We start from the raw sequence: 3,665 nt of genomic DNA on the forward strand, positions 1-3,665 counted from the left end.
CGCAGATCGCCCGCCTGCGCGCGCGCGGGATCACGGTCACGCTGGACGAGCCGGTGATGGTTGTCTGCTAGGCGCGGCCCGCCTATCGGCCAAATCCCCCGAATGACCCTTGCACGCCTGGGCGCACACGCATAGAAGACCGCGAAATTGACGTTCGCGGGGCAGGGGCCCCGCCCATGAGCTATAGGGATTGCAATGCAGGTTTCCGAGACAACCAACGACGGCCTCAAGCGCGGCTACGAGATCACCATCACCGGCGACGAGCTGGCCGCCAAGGTCGATGAGAAACTGGCCGAGGCGCAGCCCGAGATCGAGATGAAGGGCTTTCGCAAGGGCAAGGTTCCGATGGCGCTGCTCAAGAAGCAGTTCGGCCAGCGTCTGCTGGGCGAGGCGATGCAGGAAAGCGTCGATGGCGCGATGGGCAAGCATTTCGAGGAGTCGGGCGACCGGCCCGCGTTCCAGCCCGAGGTCAAGATGACCAACGAGGACTGGAAAGAGGGCGACGATGTCGTCGTCGACCTGAGCTACGAGGCGCTGCCCGAGATCCCCGAGGCCGATTTCTCGACGATCAAGCTGGAAAAGCTCGTCGTCAAGCCCGAGGAAGAGGCCGTCGACGAGGCGCTCAAGAACCTGGCCGAGAGCGCCCAGAACTTCACCGATCGCGAAGAGGGTGCCGCCGCGCAGGACGGCGATCAGGTGGTCATCGACTTCCTGGGCAAGGTCGACGGAGAGCCCTTCGAGGGCGGAGCGGCGGAGGATTATCCGCTGGTGCTCGGCTCCAACAGCTTCATCCCGGGGTTCGAAGAGCAGCTTGTCGGCGCGAAGGCCGGTGACGCGCCCGAGGTCAAGGTTTCCTTCCCCGAGGAGTATCAGGCGGCACATCTGGCGGGCAAGGACGCGGTTTTCGAATGCACCGTCAAGGCCGTGAAGGCGCCCGAAGCGGCCGAGATCGACGACGAGCTGGCCAAGAAGTTCGGGTCCGAGGATCTGGAAGCGCTCAAGGGGCAGATCCGCGAGCGGCTGGAAGCTGAATACAATGGCGCCGGGCGTGCCGTGATGAAGCGCAAGCTGCTGGACGCGCTGGACGATCTGGTGAAATTCGATCTGCCGCCGTCGCTGGTCGATGCCGAGGCCAAGCAGATCGCGCATCAGCTGTGGCATGAGGAAAACCCCGACGTCGAGGGCCACGATCACCCCGAAGTCGAGCCCACCGACGAGCACAGGAAACTGGCCGAGCGCCGCGTGCGTCTGGGCCTGCTGCTGGCCGAGCTGGGCCGTCAGAACGAAATCCAGGTTTCCGACGCCGAGCTGACGCAGGCGATCATGAATCAGGCCCGGCAGTATCCGGGACAGGAGCGCCAGTTCTTCGAATTCGCCCAGCAGAACGCGGAATTCCGCCAGCAGCTGCAGGCGCCGATCTTCGAGGACAAGGTGGTCGATCATGTCTTCGGTCAGGCCGACGTGACGGAAAAGGAAGTATCCAAGGCAGAGCTTGAGAAAGCTGTCGAGGAGCTTGAAGACGAATAATCACGCCCCGGTGTGAACGAATGTGAAAGCCGCCCTTCGGGGCGGCTTTCCGCGTTCTGGGCGCGGACCGGCGTGGTTCCCGTTTCGTTCTGCTTTTTTACTTGGAGAGTCGTTAACGATCTCCTATCTGTGGGAGAACGGATACGAGGGTGGCATGGCCGAGCTGAAGATGATCGAGGTTCGCGGCGCGCGCGAACACAATCTGAAATCCATTGACGTCGATATTCCACGCGACCAGCTGGTTGTCATCACCGGCCTGTCGGGGTCGGGCAAGTCGTCGCTGGCGTTCGACACGATCTACGCGGAGGGGCAGCGCCGCTACGTCGAATCGCTGTCGGCCTATGCGCGGCAATTCCTCGACATGATGCAAAAGCCCGACGTGGACCACATCAGCGGCCTGTCGCCGGCGATTTCCATCGAGCAGAAGACCACCAGCAAGAATCCGCGCTCCACCGTCGGCACGGTCACCGAGATCTACGACTACATGCGGCTGTTGTTCGCGCGGGCGGGCACGCCCTACAGCCCCGCGACGGGCAAGCCCATCGAGGCGCAGCAGGTGCAGGACATGGTCGACCGCGTGATGGCGATGGAGGAGGGCACCCGCGCCTATCTGCTGGCGCCCATCGTGCGCGACCGCAAGGGCGAGTATCGCAAGGAATTCGTCGAACTGCGCAAGCAGGGGTTCCAGCGCGTCAAGGTGGACGGCGCATTCCACGAACTGGACGAGCCGCCGGTGCTGGACAAGAAATTCCGCCACGACATCGACGTGGTGGTCGACCGTCTGGTGGTGCGAGAGGGGCTGGAAACCCGGCTGGCCGACAGTTTTCGCACCGCGCTGGATCTGGCCGACGGCATCGCCGTGCTGGAGACCGCGCCGAGCGAGGGCGAGCCGGAGCGGATCACCTTTTCCGAGAAATTCGCCTGTCCGGTCAGCGGTTTCACCATTCCCGAGATCGAGCCGCGGCTCTTTTCCTTCAACGCGCCTTTCGGGGCGTGCCCGGCCTGCGACGGCTTGGGGGTGGAGCTGTTCTTTGACGAACGCCTGGTCGTGCCCGACGCTGCGCTCAGGCTCGCCGACGGGGCGCTGGCGCCCTGGCGCAAGGGCAAGTCGCCTTATTTCTTGCAGACGATCGAGGCGATCGCGAAGCATTATCAGTTCGACCGCAGGACCCAGTGGAAGGATCTGCCCGAAAAGGTGCAGCAGGTGATCCTGCACGGCTCCGGCACGGAAAAGATCAAGTTCCGCTATGACGAGGGCGGGCGCGTCTATGAGGTCTCGCGCCCCTTCGAGGGGGTGATCCCCAATATGGAACGCCGCTACCGCGAGACCGACAGCGCCTGGGTGCGCGAGGAATTCGAGCGCTATCAAAACAACCGTCCCTGCGGCACCTGCGACGGTTATCGCCTGCGTCCCGAGGCGCTGGCCGTCAAGATCGGCGGGCTGCATGTGGGGCAGGTCGTGCAGATGTCGATCCGCGAGGCCTACGCCTGGTGCGAGCAGGTGCCCGCCGCGCTGAGCGCGCAGAAGAACGAGATCGCGCGCGCCATCCTCAAGGAAATCCGCGAGCGGCTGGGCTTTCTGAACAATGTCGGTCTGGAATATCTGACCCTGTCGCGCAATGCGGGCACCTTGTCGGGCGGAGAATCGCAGCGTATCCGGCTGGCCAGCCAGATCGGCTCCGGGTTGACGGGGGTGCTCTACGTGCTGGACGAGCCGTCGATCGGGCTGCATCAGCGCGACAACGACCGGCTGTTGCTGACGCTCAAGAACCTGCGCGATCAGGGCAATACGGTGATCGTGGTCGAACACGACGAAGAGGCGATCCGCGAGGCCGATTATGTCTTTGACATCGGCCCCGGCGCGGGTGTGCACGGCGGCCGCGTGGTGGCGCATGGCACGCCCGACCAGATCGCGGCGGACGAGGCCTCGACCACCGGCGCCTATCTGTCGGGCAAACGCGCGATCCCGGTGCCGGACACAAGACGCAAGGGCAACAAGAAAAAGGTGCAGGTGGTCAAGGCCAGCGGCAACAACCTGCGCGATCTGACGGTGGATTTCCCGCTGGGCAAATTCGTCTGCGTGACCGGGGTCTCGGGGGGCGGCAAGTCGACGCTGACCATCGAGACGCTGTTCAAGA

Annotated in this window: 2 protein-coding genes; both read left to right on the plus strand. The window is 64.0% G+C overall.

Annotated elements, in window-relative coordinates; genetic code table 11:
* The first annotated feature begins 195 nt into the window (after positions 1 to 195).
* Positions 196 to 1,527, plus strand: a complete 1,332-nt coding sequence (tig, locus tag ACU0BR_RS09770; RefSeq protein WP_446156651.1) for a trigger factor — start codon at positions 196 to 198, stop codon at positions 1,525 to 1,527.
* Positions 1,528 to 1,681: 154 nt separating this feature from the next.
* A partial coding sequence (gene uvrA / locus ACU0BR_RS09775) for an excinuclease ABC subunit UvrA (RefSeq protein WP_446156652.1) occupies positions 1,682 to 3,665 on the plus strand: 1,984 nt, incomplete at its 3' end.

Source organism: Brevirhabdus sp., assembly GCF_052826345.1.

Bases quoted from the DNA above. Each gene is read 5' to 3' on its own strand.
- tig (WP_446156651.1), top strand. From the start codon at position 196: ATGCAGGTTTCCGAGACAACCAACGACGGCCTCAAGCGCGGCTACGAG.